The sequence below is a fragment of the Pseudomonas sp. genome (assembly GCF_030150285.1).
GTDB lineage: Bacteria > Pseudomonadota > Gammaproteobacteria > Pseudomonadales > Pseudomonadaceae > Aquipseudomonas.
In genome coordinates this window covers 32289-51195 of sequence record NZ_JASLGE010000068.1, presented here as the reverse complement: position 1 = coordinate 51195, position 18907 = coordinate 32289, and the positions used below count along the sequence as shown (strand labels likewise).

Here is an 18907-nt window from a genome sequence, read left to right as displayed (position 1 = left end):
CGGGGGGCATCCCTAGAATGCTGCGCCTATGTTGAATGACCCGATTCCACCTCACGTTGACCCGCGCAAATTAGCCGATCGTGGCGTAACCCTTAACGGTTCGCTGCAACTCGCTGATTTGGAAAGACTCTGCGACCCGCTTTCCGACAATGTCGGTACGGTGCAGGCGAAGTTCGATTTTGAACGAGATGAACAGCACGTGGTGGTAATCCACAGCGAGCTGGACGTCGAAGTCAAGATGGTTTGCCAGCGTTGTCTTGAGCTGGTCACCCTACCGGTCCACAGCGAATGTACATACGCCGTGGTGAAGGAGGGTGCGAATACCCAGTCGTTGCCGAAAGGCTATGACGTGCTGGAACTGGGCGAAGATCCTTTGGATCTGCAGGCCCTGGTCGAGGAAGAGCTGCTGCTGGCTGATTTGGAGAGACTCTGCGACCCGCTTTCCGACAACGACGGGACGGTGAAGGCCAAATTCGTTTTCGAACGAGACGAACGAAAAGCCGTGGTTATCCACAGCTCTCTGGACGTCGAAGTCAAAATGGTTTGTCAGCGTTGTCTTGAGCTGGTCACCCTGCCGATCCACAGCGAATGCAGTTACGCGGTGGTGAAGGAGGGTGCGAATACCCAGTCGTTACCGAAAGGTTATGACGTGCTGGAACTGGGCGAAGATCCTTTGGATCTGCAAGCATTGGTCGAGGAAGAGCTTCTGCTCGCCTTGCCCATCGTGCCTGCTCATCATCCGGAAGAATGCCAGCAGCCGGCGGGCGCCGATGAGCCCGAACCGAGCGAGGACGAGGTAAAGCGGTCCAACCCGTTCAGTGTATTGGCGCAGTTAAAGCGTGACCCAAACGTTTAGGAGTTAATCAATTATGGCTGTTCAGCAGAACAAAAAATCCCGCTCTGCCCGTGACATGCGTCGTTCGCACGACGCTCTTTCGGCTAGCACTCTGTCTGTAGAAAAAACCACCGGTGAAATTCACCTGCGTCACCACGTATCGCCAGAAGGCGTATACCGTGGTCGTAAAGTGATCGACAAGGGCGCTGACGAGTAATCACTTGTCTGTCCAGGTCATCGCGATCGACGCAATGGGCGGGGACTTCGGTCCCCGCAGCATTGTTCAGGCTTGTATTGCTTGCCTGTCTGCTACACCCTCGCTTCACCTGACCCTTGTTGGTCAACCCTCCGAACTTGAACGTCTCATTGCCGGGTACCCGGTGGTGGATCGCTCGCGCCTGACGATTACCCCGGCCTCAGAAGTTATCTCCATGAATGAGCGGCCCTCGCATGCCTTGCGCGGCAAGCCTGACTCCTCCATGCGGGTGGCGCTTGAGTTGTTGCGTGATGGCAAGGTTCAGGCGTGTGTCAGTTCCGGTAACACGGGTGCGTTGATGGCCTTGTCCCGGCACGTGCTCAAAACTTTGCCAGGGATTGATCGCCCGGCGATGGTTGCGGCGATTCCAACCCAGGCCGGTTACTGTCAGTTGCTGGATCTTGGGGCGAATGTCGATTGCACGGCTGAGCAGTTGTTCCAGTTCGCTGTGATGGGGTCGGTGGCGGCGCAGGCGCTGGGCGTGTCGAGGCCCAGGGTTGCGTTGCTCAACATTGGTACCGAGGACGTCAAGGGTAATCAGCAGGTCAAGTACGCGGCCGCATTGCTGCAAGCGGCTCCAGGGCTCAATTACATCGGTTTTGTCGAGGGGGATGGTGTCTACCGCGGCGAGGCTGATGTGGTGGTATGTGATGGGTTTGTCGGCAATATCTTGCTCAAGTCCAGCGAGGGGTTGGCGACGATGATCTCGGGGCGCATTGACGCGCAGTTCAAGCGCAACCTGCTCAGTCGTTGTATTGGTGCATTGGCGTTGCCTTTGATGCGGCGCTTGCAGGCTGATCTGGCTCCGGCTCGGCATAATGGTGCAAGTTTTCTCGGGTTGCAGGGCATTGTGATTAAAAGTCACGGTTCGGCAGGTGCTCAGGGCTTTCAAAGCGCTATTGAGCGTGCGCTGATTGAAATCCATGAAGACCTGCCAAAGCGTTTATATGGGCGTCTTGAAGGGTTGTTACCGTAGGCGTTTTACCGGTCGAGTGTGTAATGTGACCGCTCGGTCAAATTAGCCATCCAACTGTTCAGTTTCTTGCGTTCGCTTTTGCGGGACGTTAATTCACTGGCGACAAGATCATTAGGGGCTTGTTACATGTCTACATCCCTCGCATTCGTTTTTCCAGGGCAGGGCTCGCAGTCCCTCGGCATGTTGGCCGAGTTGGGCGCGGAGCACCCGCTGGTTCTGGAAACGTTCAAAGAAGCCTCTGCGGCTCTGGGCTACGACCTGTGGGCAATGACCCAGGAAGGGCCTGTTGAAAAGCTGAACCAGACCGATATCACTCAGCCTGCCATTCTGACGGCCTCGATTGCCTTATGGCGTCTGTGGTTGGCGCAGGGTGGCAAGCGCCCTGACTTTGTCGCCGGTCATAGCCTGGGCGAGTACAGCGCCTTGGTGGCTGCTGAATGCCTGACCCTGGCGCAAGCCGTCAAGCTGGTTGAGCGTCGCGGTCAGTTGATGCAAGACGCGGTTCCGGCCGGGCAAGGTGCGATGGCGGCCATTTTGGGTCTGGACGATGCGGATGTGCTGGCAGCCTGTGCCGAGGCGGCGCAAGGTGAGGTGGTCAGCGCGGTTAACTTCAACTCGCCGGGCCAGGTGGTTATCGCAGGCACCAAAGCGGCGGTCGAGCGTGCGATGGAGCTGTGCAAGGCCAAGGGTGCCAAGCGTGCCTTGCCTTTGCCCGTCAGCGTGCCTTCGCACTGCGAGCTGATGCGCCCGGCGGCTGAGCGTTTTGCCGCGTCCATCGAAGCGATTGACTGGAAAATGCCGACTATCGAGCTGGTGCAAAACGTTAGCGCTTCGGTTGCAGTTGATCTGCCAACGCTTAAGCGCGACCTGCTTGAGCAGCTATACAAACCTGTGCGCTGGGTTGAATCGGTTCAAGCCCTGGCTGCAAAGGGGCCGGTTGATCTAGTTGAGTGCGGCCCGGGTAAAGTCCTGGTGGGCATCAGCAAGCGCTGCGCCGAAGGCGTCAGCACTCACAATTTGAATACCCCGGATGCCTTCGCCGCTGCGCGTTTGGCACTGGTCTGAACAAGGAAAAACCAGCATGAGCTTGCAAGGTAAAGTTGCACTGGTAACAGGTGCCAGCCGTGGTATTGGCCAGGCGATCGCATTGGAGTTGGGTCGTCAGGGTGCCATTGTCATCGGCACCGCTACGTCGGCTTCAGGTGCCGAGCGTATTGCTGCCACCCTGAAAGAAAACGGTATTCAGGGCACTGGCATGGAACTCAATGTCACCCGCGACGAATCGGTTGCTGCGGTGTTGGCGAGCATTCAGGAGCAATTCGGGGCACCGGCCATTTTGGTCAATAATGCCGGTATCACCCGCGATAATCTGATGATGCGCATGAAAGATGACGAATGGCATGATGTCGTCGATACCAACCTGAACAGTCTGTTCCGCCTCTCCAAGGGTGTTTTGCGTGGCATGACCAAGGCGCGTTGGGGACGAATTATCAGTATTGGCTCTGTTGTGGGTGCCATGGGCAACGCAGGCCAAGTAAACTATGCCGCCGCCAAGGCCGGCCTTGAAGGTTTCAGCCGCGCATTGGCACGTGAAGTGGGTTCGCGCTCGATCACTGTGAACTCGGTAGCGCCGGGGTTTATTGACACTGATATGACCCGTGAGTTGCCAGAGGCGCAGCGTGAAGCCTTGCAGGCACAGATTCCGCTGGGCCGTTTGGGCCAGGCTCAAGAGATCGCGAGCGTGGTCGCTTTCCTGGCATCAGACGGTGCAGCCTACGTGACGGGGGCTACAATCCCGGTCAACGGCGGGATGTACATGTAAATGTGACGGATTGCTTCAAAAAAATGTCATACGAGCTGTCTAAAATCCGTTATAAAGCTGCAATCTATTTATAGGCAGAGGGTTGTTGGGGGGTGAGTGCAAAGCTTTCAGTTGAAAAGCTGAAAAGTCTTTCGATACACTTGCTCACTGGCCAGCTGCCTGAATTTGTCCATTAGGAGTGAAAACAAGGTATGAGCACCATCGAAGAACGCGTCAAGAAAATCGTTGCCGAGCAACTGGGCGTTAAAGAAGAAGAAGTAGTAAACACTGCTTCCTTCGTAGAAGACCTGGGTGCCGACTCCCTTGACACCGTTGAGCTTGTGATGGCTCTGGAAGAGGAATTCGAGACTGAGATTCCTGACGAAGAAGCTGAAAAGATCACTACTGTACAAGCCGCTATCGATTACGTTACTGCCCACCAGGCGTAATAGTTTGTAATCGTTGCTCGCTGTCCTGGAAAAACCGCACTGCCGCTCTGGCGTGCGGTTTTTTCTTTAGGTGTGATGCAAAGTGTCGTCAATAGAAAAAGGAGAGTGCTGTGTCGCGTAGACGCGTCGTAGTCACCGGTATGGGGATGTTGTCGCCACTGGGTGCCGATGTACCCAGCACCTGGCAAGGCATTCTGGCAGGCCGAAGTGGTATTGGTCTGATCGAACACACGGATCTTTCTGCCTATTCCACCCGTTTTGGCGGCTCGGTACAGGGCTTCAATGTTGAGGATTACCTCTCCGTCAAAGAGGCCCGCAAGCTTGATCTGTTTATTCAGTACGGCCTGGCGGCTGGTTTTCAGGCGGTTCGCAATGCCGGGCTGGAAGTCACGGATGCCAACCGTGAACGCATCGGTGTGGCGATGGGGTCGGGTATTGGCGGGTTGACCAATATCGAAGAAACCAGCCGTACCCTGCACGAGCAAGGGCCTCGACGGATCTCTCCGTTCTTTGTGCCGGGCTCGATCATCAATATGATTTCCGGGTTTCTGTCTATCCACTTGGGTACGCAGGGCCCCAACTACGCCATTGCCACCGCCTGTACCACGGGGACTCACTGCATTGGCATGGCCGCGCGCAACATTGCCTACGGCGAAGCCGACGTGATGATTGCCGGCGGTGCGGAAATGGCCGCATGCGGCTTGGGCATGGGCGGCTTTGGCGCTTCTCGCGCACTGTCGACCCGCAATGACGACCCGACCCGTGCCAGCCGTCCGTGGGACAAAGGCCGAGACGGTTTCGTACTGTCCGATGGTGCCGGTGCGCTGGTGCTTGAAGAGCTTGAACACGCCAAAGCGCGTGGTGCAACGATCTACGCTGAGTTGATCGGTTTTGGCATGAGTGGCGATGCTTACCACATGACTTCGCCGCCGTCAGACGGTGCCGGGGCTGCCCGTTGCATCACCAACGCCTTGCGCGATGCGAAGATCAACCCGGATCAGGTGCAGTACATCAATGCTCATGGCACCTCGACGCCGGCGGGCGACCTGGCTGAAGTGTCCGCGATCAAGTCGGTGTTTGGCGATCACGCTTACAAACTGGCGGTGAGCTCGACCAAATCCATGACCGGCCACTTGTTGGGTGCGGCGGGCGCAGTTGAGGCGATCTTCAGTGTGCTGGCGATCAACAGCCAGATTGCTCCGCCGACCACCAACCTCGACGAGCCCGACGAAGGGTGCGACCTGGACTTTGTGCCCCACACGGCGCGAGAAATGCCGATTGATGTGGTGCTGTCCAACTCGTTCGGTTTTGGTGGCACGAATGGTTCGCTGGTTTTCCGCCGGTTTGCCGAGTGATGCAAAGCTGGGTCGACGGTCAGCCGGCGCACGCCCTGTCGTCGCTTAAAGACCGTGGGCTGGCCTATGGCGATGGTTTGTTCGAGACCATCGCCGTCAAGGCCGGCCAGCCGTTGCTGCTGGAGTTGCACCTGCGGCGTCTGGCAGCTGGTTGTTCCCGGCTGGCGATCGTTGCGGATCAGTCGTTGATCCGCGGCGAACTGCTGGCTTATGCGCAAGCGATGGGTGAGGGCGTGCTCAAGCTCATCCTCACGCGAGGCGATAGCCAGCGCGGGTATGCACCATCCTCCGAGGCTCAGCCTCGAAGAATTCTTCAGGCCAGTCCGCCAGTTGTCTACCCAGAGGCTAACGCCGTGCAGGGGGTTCGGCTGTTTGACTGTGCCACGCGTTTGGCCGAGCAGCCCTTGCTGGCCGGGCTTAAGCACCTCAATCGACTGGAGCAAGTGATCGCGCGCTCAGAATGGCAAGACCCGGCTTACGCCGAGGGCTTGATGCGCGACATGTCGGGCCGAGTGATTGAAGGGGTGTTCAGCAACCTGTTCGTGGTCAAGGACGGGGCGTTGAGCACCGCTGACCTGAGCCGCTGTGGTGTGGCGGGTGTGATGCGCGCAGCGTTGATAGCCGAGGCCGAGCGCCTGGGCATTGCCTGTCAGGTCACGGATATCAGCCTGGCGCAGTTGCAGCAGGCAGACGAACTGTTCCTCTGTAACAGCGTGTACGGCATCTGGCCCGTGTGTGCATTTACCGAGCGAAGCTGGCCGGTAGGGCCGCTCACCCGTAAACTGCAAGGCATTGCTCGCACCTTATTGGATGTCTGATTCGTGAAACGTAAATTCTTGGTGCTGCTGGAGGCCTGCCTGGTGCTGGCTGGCTTGGCGTTGGCTGCTGGAGCCTGGAAAGTCAACTCAGCGCTGGAGCAACCGCTTAACCTGACGCAAGAGCGCTTGCTCGATGTGCCGCCAGGGGCCACGCCGACGGGCACATTCAATCGCCTGGAAGCGGATGGCACGCTCGATGATGCCTTCTGGCTGCGCCTGTACTGGCGATTCAACCTCGACGGCGAGCCCCTGCACAGCGGCGAATACCGCATGACGCCCGGCATGACCGCCCAATCACTGATCGGCCTGTGGCAGCGGGGCGAAGTGGTGCAATACAGCCTGACCCTGGTTGAAGGCTGGAACTTCCGTCAGGTGCGCAGTGCGCTGGCCCGCCACGAAAAAATCGAACAGACCCTCGACGGCCTCAGCGACAGTGAAGTCATGGCTAAACTTGGCCATGCGGGCGAGTTTCCCGAAGGCCGTTTCTTTCCCGATACCTACCGTTTTGTGCGCGGTATGACCGATGCCCAGTTACTGGACAAGGCCTACAATCGCCTGGCGAAAGTACTGGCACAAGAGTGGGAAGAACGCGCGCCAGATCTGCCCTATGCCACCCCGTATCAAGCGCTGATCATGGCCTCTCTGGTTGAGAAAGAAACCGGTGTGCCTCAGGAGCGTGGGGAAATTGCTGGCGTTTTTGTACGACGCATGAAAATCGGTATGCCGCTGCAAACGGATCCGACAGTCATTTATGGCCTGGGTGAACAGTACACCGGCAAATTGACCCGGGCCCATTTGCGCGCGCCCACGCCCTACAACACCTACACCATCCCTGGGCTGCCACCCACACCTATTGCGATGGTCGGGCGTGAAGCCATTCATGCCGCGCTGCATCCGGTGAGCGGAACTAGCTTGTATTTTGTGGCGAAGGGGGACGGCAGCCACACGTTTTCCGATGATCTGGATGCGCACAACGCTGCCGTGCGTCAATTCCAGCTCAAGCGCCGCGCCGACTACCGCTCGAGTCCCGCGCCAGCACCTGCTGCTGACCCGGCACCGTCCCCGGCGTTGCCGCAAGGCCCGCAATGACACTGATTAAGGATTGCTGCCTGTGACTGGCTTGTTTATTACTCTGGAAGGCCCCGAAGGCGCGGGCAAAAGCACGAACCGTGAATACCTGGCCGAGCGCCTGCGTGCCGCGGGCATTGATGTGGTGTTGACCCGCGAGCCGGGTGGCACGCCGCTGGCCGAGCGTATACGTGAATTGCTGCTGGCACCCAGCGATGAGGCCATGTGTGCCGACACCGAGCTGCTCTTGGTGTTTGCTGCGCGTGCACAGCATTTGGCCGGGGTGATTCGCCCGGCGCTGAGCCGAGGTGCCGTTGTGCTGTGCGATCGCTTTACAGATGCCACTTACGCCTATCAGGGCGGTGGCCGTGGGTTGTCTCAGGCGCGGATCGCTACCCTGGAATCGTTTGTGCAAGGCGCGTTGCGCCCTGACCTGACGCTGGTGTTTGATTTGCCCATTGAAGTGGGCATGGCACGCGCCAGTGCCCGTGGCCGTCTGGACCGTTTCGAGCAGGAAGGCCGAACCTTCTTCGACGCTGTGCGCAGCACCTACTTGGCCCGTGCCCAAGCGGCCCCCGAGCGTTATCGCCTGGTTGATGCGGCGCTAACCCTGGAGCAGGTGCAGGGGCAGTTGGATGCATTGCTGCCCGAATTGTTGAGCCTTTACCGTGGCTGAGGTTTATCCGTGGCAAGACAGCCTGTGGCAGCAAATGGCCGGTCGTACCCACCATGCGCATGCTTACTTGCTGCATGGCCCCGCCGGCATAGGCAAGCGCGCGCTGGCTGAGCGCCTGATGGCCAGTTTGCTGTGCAAGCAGCCAGCGGGGCTTGAGGCGTGCGGGGTGTGTAAGTCCTGCATGTTGCTGGCGGCGGGCAGTCACCCGGACAATTACATCCTTGAGCCTGAAGAGGCGGACAAGGCCATCAAGGTCGACCAGGTGCGCGAGCTGGTCAGCTTCGTGGTACAAACCGCGCAGTTGGGTGGGCGTAAAGTGGTATTGGTCGAGCCGGTCGAGGCCATGAACATCAACGCGGCCAACGCCTTGCTTAAAAGCCTTGAGGAGCCGTCCGGCAACACCATTTTGTTGCTGGTCAGCCATCAATCGAGCCGTTTATTGCCGACCATTCGCAGCCGTTGTGTGCAGCAAGCCTGCCCGTTGCCGAGCGAGGCACTGAGCCTTGAGTGGCTGGCGAAGGCCTTGCCGGAGTGCGGTGCCAGTGAGCGTGCAGAACTGTTGACCCTGGCCGCCGGTTCGCCACTGGTCGCGGTCAAACTGCACACTCAGGGCGTACGCGAGCAGCGAGCGGCGGTGGTGGAGGGCGTTAAAAAGCTGCTCAAGCGTGAGGTTTCAGCAACGCAGTTGGCAGAGAGCTGGAACGCGATCCCGCTGCTGCTGTTGTTCGACTGGTTTTGCGACTGGTCGAACCTGATCCTGCGTTATCAGTTGACGCAGGATGACGCCGGGCTGGGGCTTGAAGACATGCGCAAAGTGCTGCAGTACCTGGCGCAGAAAACCCCGCAGAGCAAGGTCATGAGCATTCAGGACTGGATTTTGGCCCAGCGTCAGAAGGTCTTGGGCAAGGCCAACCTCAACCGTGTGCTCTTGCTCGAAGCGCTTCTGGTGCAATGGGCAAGCCTGCCCGGCCCGCGCTGATTGGACTGATATTGTTAAGCAGGTGATTTTTGTATGTTGGTTGACTCCCATTGCCACCTCGACCGTCTGGACCTGAGTGCTCACGACGGTTCGCTGGATGCGGCCCTTGAGGCTGCGCGTTTGCGCGGTGTCGGGCATTTTTTGTGTATTGGCGTAAGCGCCGACAACGCCGCCGATGTCAAAGGCCTGACAGCGCGTTACGCCGATGTGGATTGTTCGGTGGGGGTGCACCCGCTTGACGTTCAACCGGGGGCGGCACCTGCGCTGGACTGGCTGCTGACCGAGCTGAATCACCCGCACGTGGTGGCGATTGGCGAAACCGGCCTGGATTATCACTACGAGCCAGAAGCAGCCGAGTTGCAACAACTGTCGTTTCGGGTGCACCTGCAAGCTGCCGAGCAAACCGGCAAGCCTGTGGTGATCCACACGCGAGGCGCGCGCGCCGATACGTTGGCGTTGCTGCGCGATGCGGCGCTACCCAATGCGGGCGTACTGCACTGCTTCACCGAAGATTGGGATATGGCCAAGGCGGCGCTGGACATGGGCTATTACATCTCGTTGTCGGGCATCGTGACGTTTCGTAATGCCGATGCGTTGCGCGACGTGGCCCGGCAAGTGCCCGCCGATCGCCTGTTGGTCGAGACGGATTCTCCCTACCTGGCCCCGATTCCTTACCGTGGCAAGCCGAACCTGCCGCAATACGTGCGCGAAGTGGCGGAATATCTGGCCATGTTGCGCGGTGTGCCTTACGAACGGTTGGCCGAGCAGACCACAGACAATTTCAAGCGCCTGTTCACGCTGGCGCGGGTTAGATGACTCTGTAGTCGTCGCCGCAGACGACGTTCAAGTGCGAAGCGGTCACGCAAGTGAAGGCATTAAGGCATCGATTACATCGCCATTGCCTGGCTTGCGTCGGCTTTACCGGCGAACGTCGCTTCGGCAACGGCTACGAAACCACTGGGCAAAAAAAACCCGGACTCTGGGGAACCCGGGTTAAGACCATTAGGAGTAAAACAAAGGGCGACAGTCCATTGTTGCCGTCACCGGCGCAGCACTTGGGGGAGGTGTTGTGCCGATTTCTTGAGTATTGGCCAGGTTTGTCGAACGTCCAGTCAAGGCTGTTCGTTTTTTAAACAGATTTGGAATGTCAGTTATTCGTTTGAGTGCTCATGCAGTGCGCTGAAATTAAACGGCGCTCATCGATAATCAGGATGATCCGTGCAATTTGGCGTGACTGATGCATAATACTGCGCTTCTATTTTGACCCCTACAGACCTTTTCTTATGCATAAAGAACCCCGTAAGGTCCGTGAGTTTCGTCGCCGTGAGCAAGAAATTCTCGATACCGCGCTCAAGCTGTTTCTCGATCAAGGTGAAGACAGCGTCACCGTCGAGATGATTGCTGATGCCGTGGGTATTGGCAAAGGGACGATCTATAAGCACTTCAAATCCAAGGCCGAAATTTACCTGCGCCTGATGCTCGACTACGAGCGTGACTTGAATGAGCTGCTGCATTCCGCCGATGTTGATAAGGATAAAGAGGCGCTGTCCCGTGCCTATTTTGAATTTCGCATGCGTGATCCCCAGCGCTACCGGCTGTTTGATCGACTTGAAGAAAAAGTCGTCAAGGGCAATCAAGTCCCGGAAATGGTTGAAGAGTTGCACCGGATTCGCGCTTCCAACTTTGAGCGCCTGACCTTGTTGATCAAGGGGCGTATCAGTGAAGGCAAGCTCGAAGACGTGCCGCCGTACTTCCATTACTGCGCCGCCTGGGCCTTGGTGCACGGCGCTGTTGCGCTGTACCACTCACCGTTTTGGAGCAACGTACTGGAAGATCAGGAAGGTTTTTTCCAGTTTCTGATGGACATTGGTGTGCGCATGGGGAACAAGCGCAAACGTGACACTGACACCCCGCCCGCTGAATAACGACAGGCGGGTGCGGTTGTGGCACCAGGCTATGAGGCCTATATTTCAGGCGTGAGCCACGCCAGGGCAGGATGACCCAATCGAATCCTGTCTGGCTCTTTGCCCCTCACACCGGAGTCGCCCATGATTGTTGACCGCCAAGGCAGACGTTTTCGTAATTTGCGTATCAGTCTGACCTCAGCTTGTAATTACGCCTGCACCTATTGCGTGCCGAACGGCAAACGGCTGGTCGCGGCGCAGGACGAGTTGTCGGCCGAAGCGATGGTGCGTGGTGTGGCCTACCTGATTGAAGCCGCCGGCATCGAACGCTTGCGCATCACCGGCGGCGAACCGCTGGTCAGCCCCAAGCTTGAAACCTTTATGCGAGCAGTCGGCCAACTGGGTTTGAGTGATATCAGCCTGACGACCAATGGCCAGTTGCTCACGCGCAAGCTGCCCTTGCTGCTCGAGGCGGGCATTCGTCGCCTCAACGTCTCCCTCGATACCCTGAACCCTGAAGCATTTCGTGCCATTGCCCGTAGCGGCGATTTGCCCACGGTGTTGGCCGGTCTGGATCTCGCCAGCGCGGCGGGCATAAAGGTTAAGGTCAATATGGTGCCGTTGCGCGGGCAGAACCTGGATCAGGTCATGCCCTTGCTGGACTACTGCCTGGAGCGAGGCTTTGAGTTGCGCTTTATCGAGTTGATGCGCATGGGCCATCTGGCCAATGACGGCAACGCCTTCCTGCAGCAATTTGTCAGCCTGCAACAATTGTTGGCTCTGATTGGCGAGCGTTATGAGTACCTGCAAGCCGATGCGCCGATTGACGCCACCGCTGTGCGCTATGAGATTCCCGGCCGTGGGTATTTTGGCGTGATTGCCAACGAAAGCGTGCCATTTTGCCGAACCTGTTCGCGCTTGCGCCTGTCTTCCACGGGTTGGTTGCACGGTTGCTTGTCCTCCAGCAACCGCCATTATGTGGGCGATCTGCTGAATAAACCCCGCCACGAAGCGTTGCCTGCGCTGCAAGGCATGCTGATGAAAGCCTTGGGCGACAAGCAGGAAGTCGCCTTCTCGGGGGGGGCGACGGTCATGAAAGTGATCGGCGGGTAAGGTGTCCGTCGACTTGGCGCGCAAACTGCATTACGCGGTTATTCGTCGGCTTTCTGTCGCCGGTTATGGGGGGCGGTATGCGTAGTCTGTTAATCATGCTGGGCGTTCTGGTGTTGGGCGGCTGCATGACCGTCAGTGATCTGGGCGAGGGCGCGCGCTATCAACTGAGCGATGCCGGGCTGCTGGATCACAGCAGCACGCGGCGCAGCAACTCGCTGCGCATCCAGCCTGACTCCTTTATTTACATTGCCCAAGGGCCGTTTGCACCGATTGGCGATCCTTACGTGCGTCCCAATGTGGTGGCCGAAGAGGCCTTCAACGGTTTTGTCGAGTATTTCCCGATGGTGCGCCGCGCCAAAGCGCCGGTGGGGCTTGATCAGGCCATGAGCGATGCCCGTGGTTTTGGTGCGCACTACGTGCTGTACACGCGGTTTGCCAAAGCCGATGACCGCATTGGTAACAGCGATGAATGGCTCGATCAGGAAGAGATCAGTCGCCTGGGCATCGACAGTGGTGTGATCCAGGTCATGCTGATCGAGACCAGTACCCAGTATTTGATCGATACCGCGACTATCCGCAGCCGCGGTGGTTTGCTGACGTTCCATGACAATAAGCCTGCGGACCTGATCGGCCCGCCGTTGGCGAAGTACGCGCGCAGCTTGATAGGTTTGAGTGATCAATGATTCAAGGAGAGCAGCATGAGTGAGCCGGTTGACGTCAGTAACCTGTTGGCGCAAATCCCCAAAGCCGACAAAGGCCTGCCGCCGGTTCACCTGTGGGATACGCCGTTCTGCGGTGATATCGATATGCGCATCGCCCGTGACGGTACCTGGTTCTATATGGGTACCCCGATTGGTCGCAAACCGATGGTCAAACTGTTTTCAACCATCCTCCGCCGCGACGGTGATGATTATTTTCTGATCACGCCGGTGGAAAAGGTCGGCATCGTCGTCGATGATGCGCCGTTTGTTGCAGTAACGCTGTCAGTCGAAGGGCAGGGTGAACAGCAAGTGCTGTGCTTCACCACGAACGTGGATGAGGTGATCATGGCGGGCAGCGAACACCCCTTGCGCGTTGAGATCGACCCTGTAACCCAGGCCCCAGCCCCTTACCTGGGGGTTCGCCGCAACCTCGAAGCGCTGATTCACCGCAACGTGTTCTACCAACTGATCGACCTGGCCGTCTCCCGCCCCATCGATGGCCAGCCCTGGCTGGGCGTGTGGAGCAGCGGCCAATTCTTCCCCATCGGCCCCGAGCCCGACTGAAACCCCCTGAAGCGCCGGCCTGCCTGAGCGTGCTCACGCGTTTTTGACTGCGAACATCCGTGAAGCCAACTCACGCCTACAGAATGATATTTTCCGACTTAAATCCCTATATATGGGTTGCGTATTTATATATTGAGATTTATCTCGCCTCAGGTTTATAGTCGCCCGCACTGACTTACAGCATTCACTATCAAAAACAGAACAGGTGAAGCCATGCAGGCGCAATTGATCGCGCTCGATTGGGGAACTACGTCCCTTCGGGCTTATTTACTCGGCCCTTCTGGGCGTGTGCTGAGCGTGCGCTCGTTGGCGTGCGGCATCATGCGGTTGCCGAGCACGCCGCGTGAAATCGCGGGGCAGGTGTGTGCTGATGGTTTTGAACTGGCGTTCGATGAGGCCTGCGGTGACTGGCTGGCGGCACACCCCGGCATTGCCGTGATTGCCTGTGGCATGGTGGGCAGCGCTCAGGGTTGGCGCGAAGCGCCTTATCGCCAGACCCCGGCCAGCCTCGATGCCTTGAGTTCGGCCCTGCAAACGGTGCGCAGCATTCAGGGCGTAGACGTGCATATCGTGCCGGGCGTGATTCAGCATTCCACATTGCCCAATGTCATGCGCGGTGAAGAAACCCAGGTGCTGGGCGTGCTGCACCGCCATCTGGACCTCAATGATTGCTTGATCGGTTTACCTGGCAGCCACTCTAAATGGGTGCAAGTTCAGGATGCCACGCTGGTGCATTTCGATACGTTCATGACCGGCGAGGTCTATGCCGCTGTGTCTGAACACACCATTCTGGCCCGTACGCAACAAGCAACTGCACAGTTCGACGCTGCGGCGTTCGAGCACGGCGTGGGGGTGGCCCTGTCGCCTGACGGTCGGGCAGGGCTGCTGTCGACACTGTTCAGTGCGCGCACCCTGAGCCTCACCGGGCAACTGAATGCCGTACAGCAGCCTGACTATGTGTCAGGCCTGCTGATTGGTCACGAACTGTCGGCATTGGGTGCCCTGTTGCGCGATCGGCGCGGTGATCAGCCCTTGCCCACCATCATCCTTATCGGCAACGCCCAGCTCTGCGACCGCTATCAGCGAGCGCTGACGCTCTGTGGGTTCGCGCATGTGCGCCTGGCAGAACAGGCCACTGAGCAGGGTTTATGGCACCTGGCTCATGCCGCCGGGTTACTTCAATACACTCAAAGGGAAAGCTGACATGCTCAAGCAAGCATTGGCACAAAACGGACTGATCGCGATTCTTCGCGGCTTGCATCCGCAAGAGGCTTTGGCCATCGGTACAGTGTTGTATGACGCGGGTTTTCGTACCCTCGAAGTGCCCCTGAACTCGCCGCAACCTTACGAAAGTATCCGTATTTTGCGCGACGCGCTGCCTGCCGACTGCCTGGTCGGTGCGGGCACGGTGTTGACGCCTGAGCAAGTGAACCTGGTCAAGGCCGCCGGCGGTCAGGTCATTGTGATGCCCCACAGCGATCCCAACGTGCTGCGCGCCGCCAAGGCGGCAGGCTTGTACCTGTCGCCGGGTGTGGCCACGCCGACCGAAGCGTTTTCCGCGCTGGCCGAAGGGGCTGATGTGCTGAAAATGTTCCCGGCCGAGCAAATGGGCCCGGCGGTGGTCAAGGCCTGGCTGGCGGTATTGCCGGCGGGCACTTTATTGATCCCGGTGGGCGGGATCACCCCGGACAACATGCAGGTGTTTATGGATGCCGGCGTGTCCGGTTTCGGCTTGGGTTCGGGGTTGTTCAAACCCGGTATGAGCCCTCAAGACGTGGCCATTCGTGCCAAGGCCTATGTACAGGCGTGGAACGCCCGGCGCTAAGTCGACTGACCGGCGCTGCGGCGCCCCATCGAACAAGAGAGAAAACACGATGAAAATTACCAAACTCACAACGTACCTGGTTCCACCACGCTGGCTCTTCCTTAAAGTTGAGACGGACGAGGGCGTGACCGGCTGGGGCGAGCCTGTGGTAGAAGGCCGCGCTCACACCGTGGCGGCTGCCGTTGAGGAATTGTCCGATTACCTGATCGGCAAAGACCCGCGCAACATCGAAGACATCTGGACCGTGCTGTACCGTGGCGGTTTCTACCGGGGCGGCGCGGTGCACATGAGCGCGTTGGCCGGTATCGACCAGGCGTTGTGGGACATCAAGGGCAAAGCGCTGGGGGTTTCGGTCAGCGACCTGCTGGGCGGGCAAGTGCGCGACAAGATTCGCGTGTACTCCTGGATCGGCGGCGACCGCCCGGCCGACACGGCCAAAGCGGCCATGGAAGCGGTAAGCCGGGGTTTTACCGCGGTCAAAATGAACGGTACCGAAGAGCTGCAGTTCGTCGACAGTTTTGAAAAAGTCGATTTGGCACTGGCTAACGTGGCGGCTGTGCGCGATGCCGTTGGCCCGAACGTGGGTATCGGTGTGGACTTCCACGGCCGTGTGCACAAGCCCATGGCCAAAGTGCTGATGAAAGAGCTGGACCCGTACAAGCTGATGTTTATTGAAGAGCCGGTGTTGAGTGAAAACTACGAAGCCCTCAAGGAACTGGCACCGCTGACCAGTACCCCGATTGCACTGGGTGAGCGCCTGTTCTCACGTTGGGACTTCAAACGCGTGCTCAGCGAAGGGTATGTCGACATCATCCAGCCCGATGCGTCCCACGCCGGCGGCATCACCGAAACCCGCAAGATCGCCAACATGGCTGAGGCCTATGACGTTGCGCTGGCGCTGCATTGCCCGCTGGGTCCGATTGCACTGGCGGCGTGCCTGCAACTGGATGCGGTTTGCTACAACGCCTTTATCCAGGAGCAAAGCCTGGGCATCCATTACAACGAAAGCAACGACTTGCTGGATTACGTCAAAGACCCGGCTGTTTTCGATTACGACAAAGGTTTCGTCAAAATCCCGAATGGCCCGGGCTTGGGGATTGAAATCAACGAAGAGTACGTGCGCGAACGTGCCGTGGTCGGTCACCGCTGGCGCAACCCGATCTGGCGTCACGCTGACGGTAGCTTTGCCGAGTGGTAAGTCCCCCTCGCACGTAGTAACTGCCGAAAGCGGCGGCCGGCGACGAAGTCGTCGTAAGTTCAGGTAGCGGGACCTGCCTCTTGAAACGGGACCTCAGGACTTGCGATCAGCTTCGCTGATCGGGCGTCGCCTTCGGCAACGACTACGGATTTAACGTCCTCAATAACCATAAAAAAGAGGCATGTTCCCATGTCATCAGTAAACACTGCCGCTCAGGCGCCCTTGGTGGCGCCCAGTCGTAAACGTTTTTTCATCATGGTCCTGCTGTTTATCACCGTTGTGATCAACTATCTGGACCGCAGTAACCTGTCGATCGCCGCCCCCGCGTTGACCAGTGACCTGGGCATCGATCCCATCCATGTCGGGCTGATTTTCTCGGCGTTCGGCTGGACTTACGCTGCCATGCAAATTCCCGGTGGCTGGCTGGTTGACCGTGTGCCTCCGCGCATTCTTTACAGCGTTGCCTTGCTGCTGTGGTCGGTCGCTACCGTTATGCTGGGTTTTGCCGCCAGCTTTATTGCGCTGTTTGTACTGCGCATGGCTGTGGGCGCGCTGGAAGCCCCGGCGTATCCGATCAACAGCCGCGTGGTGACCACCTGGTTTCCCGAGCGTGAGCGGGCCACCGCCATCGGTTTCTACACCTCCGGGCAATTTGTCGGGCTGGCATTTCTGACGCCGGTTCTGGCCTGGTTACAGCATCACTGGGGCTGGCACATGGTGTTTATCTGCACCGGTGCGGTGGGCATTATCTGGGCCGGGATCTGGTACGCGGTGTACCGCGAACCGCGTGATTTCAAGGGCACCAACCAGGCTGAAATCGACCTGATCAGCGAAGGCGGCGGGCTGGTGGATATTCAGAACCAGGCGGCCAAAGACAAAGCGCCGTTCAGTTGGATGGACTTGGGGATTGTCTTGTCCCAGCGCAAGCTGTGGGGCATTTACTTGGGGCAGTTTTGCCTGAACTCCACGCTGTGGTTCTTCCTGACGTGGTTCCCGACGTACCTGGTGAAATACCGGGGCATGGACTTTATCAAGTCCGGGTTGCTGGCCTCGCTGCCGTTTCTGGCCGCGTTCGTCGGTGTGCTCTGCTCGGGGTTCTTCTCTGACTGGTTGATCCGTCGCGGTTACTCTGTCGGTTTTGCACGCAAGTTACCGATCATTGGCGGCTTGCTGATTTCGACCTCCATCATCGGGGCGAACTTTGTGGACTCGACGCCGCTGGTCATTGCGTTCCTGGCACTGGCATTCTTCGGCAACGGTCTGGCTTCGATTACCTGGTCACTGGTATCGACACTGGCCCCTGCGCGGTTGCTGGGGCTGACAGGCGGCGTGTTCAACTTTATCGGCAACCTGTCTGCCATCGCCACGCCCATTGTGATTGGCTTCCTGGCCAGCGGTGACTCATTTGCGCCGGCGATCACCTACATTTCGGTGCTGGCGTTGCTCGGCGCGCTGTCCTACATCCTGCTGGTCGGGAAGGTGGAACGGATCGAACTGTAGAACTCGGCCAGCCGGGCGACCATAATGCCGCCCGGTTCTCCTCCCACAATGCAAAGGCTGGTTATGCAGGACGACTCCACGAAAACCCCACCCACCGGCACGCAAACGCTGTTACGCGGGCTGGCAGTGGTGCACGCGGTGGCCAACGGTGCCCGTGACCTTAAAGACATTGCCCGGGTCATTGGCACCACGCGCAGCACCACCCATCGCCTGGCCAGTTGCCTGGTGGATGAGCGTTACCTGCGGGTGTTGCCCAAAGTCGGCTACTTGCTGGGGCCCAAGTTGATTGAACTGGGGTTTCAGGCGCGCGAAGAGTTGCCGCTGGTGACCTTGGCGCAGCCTTACCTTGACCAGCTTTCGGTGCTGACCGGTGACACCATTCATTTGGCGATTCGAGAGGGCGGTGAAGTGCTGTACCTGCACAAGACGCCGGGACGTAACGGCCCGGAAATGCGTTCGCGGGTAGGCCATCGCATGCCGTTGGCGCGTACCGGTATTGGCAAGGCCATGTTGTTGGATGCATCAGTGGCAGAGTGGCAGCGCTTGTATGAGGTTTGTCACCCGGCAGACGGCAAAAACCCGTTATGGCCTGACCATGAGGAAGTGACCTGGGAGGTATTTGAAGCCCGGATGCGCGACTATGTGGCGGGGGGGTATGCGTTTGACCTGGAGGATAACGAACCGTCTATCCGCTGCGTGGCGGCCCCCATTCGTGATGCGAGCCGGCACATCGTGGCCGCGATCAGTATTGCCAGTACGGTGCCTTATATGTCGTTGGAGAAAATGACCGGGTTGATCCCGGTCATTACCCAAGCGGCACAACAGATCTCGGCAGAACTGGGCTACCGCGCAGCAGCGGGCAGCCAGTTGTAAGCTTCAAGCTTGCGGC

Annotated in this window: 21 protein-coding genes; all 21 read left to right on the top strand. The window is 58.5% G+C overall.

Going from position 1 to position 18907, the window contains the following annotated elements:
• Window positions 1-28: 28 nt before the first annotated feature.
• On the top strand, window positions 29-856 hold the full coding sequence (locus Q1W15_RS15425; protein WP_300730042.1) for a YceD family protein: 828 nt from the start codon (window positions 29-31) through the stop codon (window positions 854-856).
• 13 nt (window positions 857-869) lie between these two features.
• The gene (gene rpmF / locus Q1W15_RS15420; protein ID WP_003442519.1) at window positions 870-1052 is read left to right on the top strand and encodes a 50S ribosomal protein L32; all 183 of its coding nucleotides are present in this window, start codon (window positions 870-872) and stop codon (window positions 1050-1052) included.
• A 4-nt stretch (window positions 1053-1056) separates the two neighbouring features.
• On the top strand, window positions 1057-2067 hold the full coding sequence (gene plsX / locus Q1W15_RS15415; RefSeq protein WP_300730037.1) for a phosphate acyltransferase PlsX: 1011 nt from the start codon (window positions 1057-1059) through the stop codon (window positions 2065-2067).
• A gap of 126 nt (window positions 2068-2193) precedes the next feature.
• Window positions 2194-3132 (top strand): ACP S-malonyltransferase, encoded by a 939-nt coding sequence (gene fabD / locus Q1W15_RS15410; protein ID WP_300730036.1) that lies wholly within the window; start codon window positions 2194-2196, stop codon window positions 3130-3132.
• A 16-nt stretch (window positions 3133-3148) separates the two neighbouring features.
• Window positions 3149-3889 (top strand): 3-oxoacyl-ACP reductase FabG, encoded by a 741-nt coding sequence (gene fabG, locus Q1W15_RS15405; RefSeq protein WP_300730035.1) that lies wholly within the window; start codon window positions 3149-3151, stop codon window positions 3887-3889.
• 191 nt (window positions 3890-4080) lie between these two features.
• Complete coding sequence (gene acpP / locus Q1W15_RS15400) at window positions 4081-4317, top strand: acyl carrier protein (protein WP_007987170.1); 237 nt, start codon at window positions 4081-4083, stop codon at window positions 4315-4317.
• A 110-nt stretch (window positions 4318-4427) separates the two neighbouring features.
• The gene (gene fabF / locus Q1W15_RS15395) at window positions 4428-5672 is read left to right on the top strand and encodes a beta-ketoacyl-ACP synthase II (protein WP_300730028.1); all 1245 of its coding nucleotides are present in this window, start codon (window positions 4428-4430) and stop codon (window positions 5670-5672) included.
• The gene (gene pabC, locus Q1W15_RS15390) at window positions 5672-6490 is read left to right on the top strand and encodes an aminodeoxychorismate lyase (protein WP_300730027.1); all 819 of its coding nucleotides are present in this window, start codon (window positions 5672-5674) and stop codon (window positions 6488-6490) included. Before fabF ends, pabC begins: the two co-directional genes overlap by 1 nt.
• 3 nt (window positions 6491-6493) lie before the next feature.
• Complete coding sequence (gene mltG, locus Q1W15_RS15385) at window positions 6494-7579, top strand: endolytic transglycosylase MltG (protein WP_300730026.1); 1086 nt, start codon at window positions 6494-6496, stop codon at window positions 7577-7579.
• Window positions 7580-7601: 22 nt separating this feature from the next.
• Window positions 7602-8234 carry a dTMP kinase gene (tmk, locus tag Q1W15_RS15380; RefSeq protein ID WP_300730025.1) on the top strand — a complete coding sequence of 211 codons (633 nt, stop codon included), beginning with the start codon at window positions 7602-7604 and terminating at the stop codon, window positions 8232-8234.
• Window positions 8227-9213 carry a DNA polymerase III subunit delta' gene (locus Q1W15_RS15375; RefSeq protein WP_300730024.1) on the top strand — a complete coding sequence of 329 codons (987 nt, stop codon included), beginning with the start codon at window positions 8227-8229 and terminating at the stop codon, window positions 9211-9213. The genes tmk and Q1W15_RS15375 overlap by 8 nt, the downstream gene beginning before the upstream one ends.
• A gap of 33 nt (window positions 9214-9246) precedes the next feature.
• Complete coding sequence (locus Q1W15_RS15370) at window positions 9247-10029, top strand: TatD family hydrolase (RefSeq protein WP_300730022.1); 783 nt, start codon at window positions 9247-9249, stop codon at window positions 10027-10029.
• A gap of 467 nt (window positions 10030-10496) precedes the next feature.
• On the top strand, window positions 10497-11138 hold the full coding sequence (locus tag Q1W15_RS15365; protein WP_300730020.1) for a TetR/AcrR family transcriptional regulator: 642 nt from the start codon (window positions 10497-10499) through the stop codon (window positions 11136-11138).
• 123 nt (window positions 11139-11261) lie between these two features.
• Window positions 11262-12230 carry a GTP 3',8-cyclase MoaA gene (locus Q1W15_RS15360; RefSeq protein ID WP_300730017.1) on the top strand — a complete coding sequence of 323 codons (969 nt, stop codon included), beginning with the start codon at window positions 11262-11264 and terminating at the stop codon, window positions 12228-12230.
• 77 nt (window positions 12231-12307) lie between these two features.
• On the top strand, window positions 12308-12913 hold the full coding sequence (locus Q1W15_RS15355) for a DUF4823 domain-containing protein (RefSeq protein ID WP_300730015.1): 606 nt from the start codon (window positions 12308-12310) through the stop codon (window positions 12911-12913).
• Window positions 12914-12928: 15 nt separating this feature from the next.
• Window positions 12929-13495 (top strand): DUF1285 domain-containing protein, encoded by a 567-nt coding sequence (locus Q1W15_RS15350; protein ID WP_300730013.1) that lies wholly within the window; start codon window positions 12929-12931, stop codon window positions 13493-13495.
• A gap of 213 nt (window positions 13496-13708) precedes the next feature.
• Entirely contained in the window at window positions 13709-14698 is a 990-nt protein-coding gene (locus Q1W15_RS15345; protein ID WP_300730011.1) for a 2-dehydro-3-deoxygalactonokinase, read from the top strand.
• 1 nt (window position 14699) lies between these two features.
• On the top strand, window positions 14700-15320 hold the full coding sequence (locus Q1W15_RS15340) for a 2-dehydro-3-deoxy-6-phosphogalactonate aldolase (protein ID WP_300730009.1): 621 nt from the start codon (window positions 14700-14702) through the stop codon (window positions 15318-15320).
• A 49-nt stretch (window positions 15321-15369) separates the two neighbouring features.
• Complete coding sequence (gene dgoD, locus Q1W15_RS15335) at window positions 15370-16518, top strand: galactonate dehydratase (protein ID WP_300730007.1); 1149 nt, start codon at window positions 15370-15372, stop codon at window positions 16516-16518.
• Between the two features lie 189 nt (window positions 16519-16707).
• Window positions 16708-18018 (top strand): MFS transporter, encoded by a 1311-nt coding sequence (locus Q1W15_RS15330; RefSeq protein WP_300730004.1) that lies wholly within the window; start codon window positions 16708-16710, stop codon window positions 18016-18018.
• Window positions 18019-18081: 63 nt separating this feature from the next.
• Window positions 18082-18891: an IclR family transcriptional regulator gene (locus Q1W15_RS15325; RefSeq protein ID WP_300730002.1), complete on the top strand. Its 810-nt coding sequence runs from the start codon at window positions 18082-18084 to the stop codon at window positions 18889-18891.
• Window positions 18892-18907 lie beyond the last annotated feature (16 nt).

Excerpts from the sequence above, each read along its gene's own strand:
- Q1W15_RS15425 (WP_300730042.1), top strand. The coding sequence starts at position 29 with ATGTTGAATGACCCGATTCCACCTCACGTTGACCCGCGCAAATTAGCC.
- rpmF (WP_003442519.1), top strand. The coding sequence starts at position 870 with ATGGCTGTTCAGCAGAACAAAAAATCCCGCTCTGCCCGTGACATGCGT.
- fabD (WP_300730036.1), top strand. The coding sequence starts at position 2,194 with ATGTCTACATCCCTCGCATTCGTTTTTCCAGGGCAGGGCTCGCAGTCC.
- fabG (WP_300730035.1), top strand. The coding sequence starts at position 3,149 with ATGAGCTTGCAAGGTAAAGTTGCACTGGTAACAGGTGCCAGCCGTGGT.
- acpP (WP_007987170.1), top strand. The coding sequence starts at position 4,081 with ATGAGCACCATCGAAGAACGCGTCAAGAAAATCGTTGCCGAGCAACTG.
- pabC (WP_300730027.1), top strand. The coding sequence starts at position 5,672 with ATGCAAAGCTGGGTCGACGGTCAGCCGGCGCACGCCCTGTCGTCGCTT.
- Q1W15_RS15370 (WP_300730022.1), top strand. The coding sequence starts at position 9,247 with ATGTTGGTTGACTCCCATTGCCACCTCGACCGTCTGGACCTGAGTGCT.
- Q1W15_RS15365 (WP_300730020.1), top strand. The coding sequence starts at position 10,497 with ATGCATAAAGAACCCCGTAAGGTCCGTGAGTTTCGTCGCCGTGAGCAA.
- Q1W15_RS15360 (WP_300730017.1), top strand. The coding sequence starts at position 11,262 with ATGATTGTTGACCGCCAAGGCAGACGTTTTCGTAATTTGCGTATCAGT.
- Q1W15_RS15355 (WP_300730015.1), top strand. The coding sequence starts at position 12,308 with ATGCGTAGTCTGTTAATCATGCTGGGCGTTCTGGTGTTGGGCGGCTGC.
- Q1W15_RS15350 (WP_300730013.1), top strand. The coding sequence starts at position 12,929 with ATGAGTGAGCCGGTTGACGTCAGTAACCTGTTGGCGCAAATCCCCAAA.
- Q1W15_RS15345 (WP_300730011.1), top strand. The coding sequence starts at position 13,709 with ATGCAGGCGCAATTGATCGCGCTCGATTGGGGAACTACGTCCCTTCGG.
- Q1W15_RS15340 (WP_300730009.1), top strand. The coding sequence starts at position 14,700 with ATGCTCAAGCAAGCATTGGCACAAAACGGACTGATCGCGATTCTTCGC.
- dgoD (WP_300730007.1), top strand. The coding sequence starts at position 15,370 with ATGAAAATTACCAAACTCACAACGTACCTGGTTCCACCACGCTGGCTC.
- Q1W15_RS15330 (WP_300730004.1), top strand. The coding sequence starts at position 16,708 with ATGTCATCAGTAAACACTGCCGCTCAGGCGCCCTTGGTGGCGCCCAGT.
- Q1W15_RS15325 (WP_300730002.1), top strand. The coding sequence starts at position 18,082 with ATGCAGGACGACTCCACGAAAACCCCACCCACCGGCACGCAAACGCTG.